This is a genomic window from Pinirhizobacter sp. (genome assembly GCF_035317885.1).
Classification (GTDB): Bacteria; Pseudomonadota; Gammaproteobacteria; order Xanthomonadales; family Rhodanobacteraceae; genus Pinirhizobacter.
On the sequence record NZ_DATHFX010000511.1, the window covers coordinates 1 to 5,351 of the forward strand.

A 5,351-nucleotide genomic window follows, 5' to 3' on the forward strand; every position below is an offset into this window, starting at 1 on the left:
CCCAGGTCGACGGCGATACTGCGGATGTAGGTGCCGGAACTGCACTCGACGTACAGGCGCAGGCGATCACCGTCACGGGCCAGCAACTGGAGGCTGAACACCGTGACCTGGCGGGGCTCGACCGCCACCGGGACGCCCTCGCGGGCCAACCGGTAGAGCGGCACGCCGTCCTTCTTGATCGCCGAATACACCGGGGGCACCTGGGTAATCGAGCCCCGCAGGGTGGCCAGGGCGGCCTCCAGGGCATCGTCGCCGTAAGCGGGCACGTCCCGGCGGCTGGTGATGTCGCCCTCGCCGTCGGCCGTGCTGGTGGTGATGCCGAGGGTGATCTCCGCCTCGTAGGCCTTGTGCGAACCCAGCAGCAGGCCGGCAAGCTTGGTGGCTTCGCCGAAACACAGCGGGAGCAGGCCCGTAGCCAGGGGATCCAGGCTCCCGGTATGGCCGCCCTTGGCCGCGCCCACCAGGCGGCGCGCGTGCTGCAGCGCCGCGTTGGAACTCATGCCCAGTGGCTTGTCCAGCAACAGGATGCCGTGGACGTCGTGGAAATTCGGATGCAGCTTGCGGCGGGAACCCATGCGGCAGGTTACTTGCCGTCGTCGGCTTCGTCGGTGCCGGGTTCGTCGCTACCGGGTTCGGGGATGTCACCGGACTCACGCAGCAGGTGCTCCACGCGCGCGCCCAGGTCCACCGATTCATCGTACTTGAAGCGCAATTCCGGCATGCGGCGCATCCGCGAGCCCTTGGAGAGCTCGCGACGGAATTCCTTGGCCATGTCCTTCAGTGCCGACATGGCTTCCTTGGAATCTTCCGGGCGCAATGCAGTGATCCACACGGTGGCCCAGTCGAGGTCGCGGGTGACCTCGACATCGGACACGCTCACCGACGGCAGGCCGTGGTCACGGACCGCGGCATGGACCAGCGAGCCGAGCTCGCGACGGAGCTCGGCGGAAACGCGGTCGGTCCGTTTGAAATCGCGCGCGGGCATTACAGCGTACGCGCCACTTCGATGCGTTCGAAGCACTCGATCTGGTCGCCGACCTTGACATCGTTGTACTGGCGCACGGCGATACCGCACTCCATGCCGTTGCGGACTTCATCCACGAGTTCCTTGAAGCGACGCAACGACTCGAGTTCGCCTTCGAACACCACGACGTTGTCGCGGAGCACGCGGATCGGCTTGGAACGCTTGACTGAGCCCTCGGTGACCATGCAACCGGCCACGGCGCCGAACTTGGAACTGCGGAAGACGTCGCGGACCTGGGCGATGCCGATGATTTCCTCGCGGATTTCCATCGCCAGCAGGCCGGATGCCGCCTGGCGTACCTGGTCGATCACGTCATAGATGATCGAGAAGTAGCGCACGTCCAGGCCGCCGGTTTCGATCACCTTGCGCGCCGAGGCATCGGCGCGGACGTTGAAACCGATCACCAGCGCCTTGGCGGCGGCGGCGAGGGTGGCATCGGATTCGGTGATGCCACCGACGCCCGAGGCGATCACGTTCACGCGCACCATTTCGTTGCCGATCTGGGTGAGCGAGTCGCGGAGCGCTTCGACCGAGCCCTGCACGTCAGCCTTGACCAGGATGTTGAGTACCTGCTGGCCTTCGCCCTTGCCCATCTGCGCCATGATGTCTTCCAGGCGGTTGGACTTGGTACCGACCAGGCGGGTCTCGCGGCGCTTCTGCTGGCGCTCGGCGGCAACCTGGCGGGCCAACCGTTCGTCTTCCACGGCCACGAAGTCGTCACCGGATTCGGGCACGCCGGAGAGGCCAAGTACCTGCACGGGAATCGACGGGCCGGCTTCGTCCACCTGGCGCCCGGCTTCGTCTACCAGCGCACGCATGCGCCCATATTCAATGCCGCAGACCAGGAAGTCGCCCTTGCGCAGCGTGCCCTGCTGTACCAGCACGGTAGCCACCGGGCCGCGGCCGCGGTCGAGGCTGGATTCGATCACCACGCCCGAGGCGCGGCCATCGGCCACGGCGCGAAGCTCCATCACCTCGGCCTGCACCGAGATGGCATCAAGCAGCGCGTCGACGCCCATGCCGGTCTTGGCTGACACCGGTACGAACTGCGTGTCGCCACCCCAGTCTTCAGGGATCACCTGAAGCTGTGACAGGCCCTGCTTGACGTTGTCGGGGTTGGCGCTGTCCTTGTCCATCTTGTTCAGCGCGACAATCAGCGGCACCTTGGCCGCCTTGGCGTGCTTGACCGCCTCGATCGTCTGCGGCATCACGCCGTCATCCGCGGCAACTACCAGCACGATGATATCCGTGCTTTGTGCGCCGCGCTGGCGCATCGAGGTAAAGGCTGCATGACCGGGCGTGTCCAGGAAGGTGATCACGCCCTTGGGCGTATCGACGTGGTACGCACCAATGTGCTGGGTAATGCCACCGGCTTCGCCGGACGCGACCTTGGTGCGACGGATGTAATCGAGTAGCGACGTCTTGCCGTGGTCGACGTGGCCCATGATGGTCACGACCGGCGGACGCGGCAATTTCTCGCCTTCAAGCTCGTTGGTCTGGGTGTGGGCCTGCAGCGCCGCCTCGGCATCGTCTTCGGACGCGCGGACAGCGTTATGCCCCAGTTCCTCGACGACGAGCACGGCGGTGTCGTGGTCGATGGTCTGGTTGATGGTGGCCATCACGCCCATCTTGAACAATGCCTTGACCACCTCGGCGCCCTTCACCGCCATTTTCTGGGCGAGATCGGCGACGAGGTTGGCGTCGGTCACCACCACGTCGCGGACGACGGCGGCGGTGGGACGGGTGAAGCCATGCGGGCCACCGGACGATGCACCACCGCGCGGGGCCTCGACACGGCCACGCGCCTTGCCACGCGCGCCCTTGCCGGAGCGGCGGGCGCGGTCGGCCTCGGATAGATGCAGTTCGCCAGCGGCAAAGCGCTTGCCACCGGCCTCGCGGTCACCACGGCCACCGCCACCATGACGGGGCTTGGCGTTGCCTCGTGAATCGTTGGATGCGGCCACGGCGCCAGGGGCCGGACGGGCGCCCGCGGCAGCGGCCGGACGTGGGGCCACGGCAGGCGGCACCACGGGCGCGGCTACGACTGCGACAGGTGCGGGCGCGGGTGCCGGGGTCGGCTTGATCACGCGCTTACGCGGCTCATGCACACGGGGCAGGATCAGGCCGAAGGAACTGTGGTCGGTGCTGGAGGAGCGTTCCGGCGCCACCGGGGCGGCAGCCGCCGGCGTCGCCGCGGGGATCGAACCCTCCACGGCAGCCTCGACAGGCTTAGCGTCCGCGGTTGCCACAGCGCGGGAGGCTTCGGCGGCCAGGCGCGCAGCTTCGGCACGTTCGGCCTCGACACGCCGGGCTTCCTCGGCGGCCTGGGCCTCGATGGCACGGCGCTGCTCGGCCTCGGCGCGGGCTGCTTCTTCGAGCTCCTGCTGGACACGGGATTCTTGCAGCTTGCGGGCGGCTTCCTCGCGCTCGGCATCGACGCCGGCGTCGTCGCCGATGGTGCCCCGCTTGACATAGGTGCGCTTGGCGCGGACCTCGACGTTGACCGTCTTGGCCGCACCGGCGCCACGGCCTGATCCGGAGTTGACCTTGATCTCGTTGACCGTACGGCGCTTGAGGGTGATCTGGCGCGGGGCAGCGTCCTCGACTTCGGCCGCGGCCTCGCCCTTGCCATGGGTACGGCGCAGGAAGCCCAGCAGCTTCACCTTTTCGGTGCTGCTGATCACCTGGCCTTCGTCGGAGAACTTCATGCCCGCCTCGCCAAGCTGCCCGAGCAGCTTGTCGACCGGCATGCCCAGTACCTGGGCCAGCTGTTTAATCGTTACATCGGACATCGTTACTTTTCTCCGCCAAACCCGCGTGCCGTCCGCGCAAGCCCAAGGCCTTCGCGGCTACCTCCATCCCTGGGGGAAGACCCTTGCAGGCCTTCCCGCCGATGCCCGTCCCGGACATCGCCTTCCGCGGTCAGCCGCCCTGTTCCAGGCGGGCAATCATCGGTGCGCGCGCGGCCATGATCAGCTGCGCTGCGCGTTCTTCGTCCATGCCTTCGATATCGATCATTTCATCTACCGCGAGGTCAGCCAGGTCGTCCAGGCTGACCACGCCGCGTTCGGCGAGCGCATAGGCCGTGGCCTCGTCCATGCCGTCAAGCTCAAGGAGTTCGCCGGACGGACGGTGTTCGTCGATGCCCTCTTCCACCGCCAGTGCTTCGGTAAGCAGCGCGTCACGGGCACGGGCGCGGAGTTCCTCGACGATGTCCTCGTCGAAGCCTTCCACCGCCAGCAGTTCCGCGCTGGGCACATAGGCGATTTCCTCGACCGAGGAGAAGCCTTCCTGCACGAGGATATTGGCGATTTCCTGGTCCACCTCGAGCTTGTCCATGAACAGCGCGAGCGCGGTTTCCTGCTCGGCTTCGGTCTTGGCGGTGACCTGGTCCTGGGTCATCACGTTCAGCTGCCACCCGGTGAGCTTGGAAGCAAGACGCACGTTCTGGCCGCCGCGGCCGATCGCCTGGGACAATTTGTCCTCGGCCACCGCGATGTCCATGGAGTGTTTTTCTTCATCCATGATGATCGACTGCACCTCGGCCGGCGCCATCGCGTTGATCACGTACTGGGCCTGGTTGTCGTGCCACAGGATGATGTCCACGCGCTCGCCATTGAGCTCGTTGGATACCGCCTGCACGCGCGAACCGCGCATGCCGATGCAGGCGCCGATGGGATCGGTGCGGCTATCGTGGGCCACCACGGCGATCTTCGCGCGGTCGCCCGGATCGCGGGCGCAGCCCTTGATCTCGACCAGGCCCTGGCCGACTTCCGGCACTTCGAGCTTGAACAGCTCCATCATGAATTCCGGGGCGCTGCGCGAAACGAACAGCTGCGGGCCGCGAATCTCCGACTTCACTTCGTAGAGGTAGCCGCGCACGCGGTCGCCGACGCGGGCCGACTCGCGGGGAATGGTCTTGTCGCGCGGAATGAAGGCCTCGGCATTGCTGCCCAGGTCCAGGTATACGTTGCCCCGCTCCACGCGCTTGACGATGCCGGTGACAAGCTCACCCACCCGCTCGCGGAAGGCGTCCACCACCTGCGCGCGCTCGGCCTCGCGCACACGCTGCACGATCACCTGCTTGGCGGCCTGTGCGGCGATACGGCCGAACTCGGCGTTCTCGATCTGGTGCTCGATGGTGTCGCCGACCTCGGCGCCATCCTGTTCGTCGATGGCGTCCATCAGGCGCACCTGGTTGAACGGCGATTCCATCTCACCGTCGTCGGCGATCACTTCCCAGCGGCGGAAGGTCTCGTATTCACCGGTGTTGCGGTCGATCGACACGCGGACGTCCGCATCCTCGTCGGGATAGCGCTTCTTGGCC

At 66.6% G+C, this 5,351-nt stretch carries 4 protein-coding genes; all 4 read right to left on the minus strand.

Going from position 1 to position 5,351, the window contains the following annotated elements:
- A partial coding sequence (gene truB, locus VK519_RS16790; protein ID WP_324351661.1) for a tRNA pseudouridine(55) synthase TruB occupies nt 1–575 on the minus strand: 575 nt, incomplete at its 3' end.
- A gap of 8 nt (nt 576–583) precedes the next feature.
- Nucleotides 584–985 (minus strand): 30S ribosome-binding factor RbfA, encoded by a 402-nt coding sequence (gene rbfA, locus VK519_RS16795; protein ID WP_324351664.1) that lies wholly within the window; start codon nt 983–985, stop codon nt 584–586.
- Complete coding sequence (gene infB / locus VK519_RS16800) at nt 985–3,816, minus strand: translation initiation factor IF-2 (RefSeq protein WP_324351665.1); 2,832 nt, start codon at nt 3,814–3,816, stop codon at nt 985–987. Before infB ends, rbfA begins: the two co-directional genes overlap by 1 nt.
- Before the next feature lie 130 nt (nt 3,817–3,946).
- Nucleotides 3,947–5,351: transcription termination factor NusA (gene nusA / locus VK519_RS16805; RefSeq protein ID WP_324351667.1), on the minus strand; the 1,405-nt coding region annotated here is incomplete at its 5' end.